The 482-nt window shown below is 73.7% G+C and carries 1 protein-coding gene; it reads left to right on the top strand.

The genetic code is table 11. The features are described 5' to 3' along the window. Positions 1-469 (top strand): amidohydrolase family protein (locus MJ783_RS04940; RefSeq protein WP_239308731.1); only part of this gene is annotated, 469 nt, incomplete at its 5' end. Between the last annotated feature and the right edge of the window lie 13 nt (positions 470-482).

The following is a 482-nucleotide window of genomic DNA, read 5'->3' as shown; positions in this document are numbered from 1 at the left end:
CCCACCGGATCTGGTGGATCAGCTCGTCGAGCGTGGCCTGACCGTCGTCACCCAACCGCACTTCATCACCGAGCGCGGCGACGAGTACCTCAACGAGGTCGACGGCGAGGATCTCCCGTGGCTGTACCGCTGCGCGGGATTACGGCGCGCCGGGGTCGCGGTCGCCGCGGGCACGGATGCCCCGTTCGGTGATCCGGACCCGTGGCGGTCGATGCGGGCGGCGGTGACCCGGCGCACCGCGGCGGGAAACCTGATCGGACCAGGTGAAACGGTTGACCCCGCCGCCGCCCTCGCCCTGTACCTCGGCGATCCCGCCCGCCCTGGCGGGCCGGCGCGACGGGTCATCCCCGGCGCTCCGGCGGACCTCTGCCTGCTCGCCGAACCCGGCCCGGCCGCGCTGCGGACGCTGAGCGCGGACCTGGTCACCCTCACCATCGCCGCCGGACGGATAATCGCCGACAACCGCTGACCGGCCTGACCGG

It is taken from the genome of Protofrankia sp. Cj3, assembly GCF_917627355.1.
Classification (GTDB): domain Bacteria; phylum Actinomycetota; class Actinomycetes; order Frankiales; family Frankiaceae; genus Protofrankia.
Note: the sequence above shows the minus strand (reverse complement) of the source record. Positions and strands in the feature narration are given on the sequence as shown.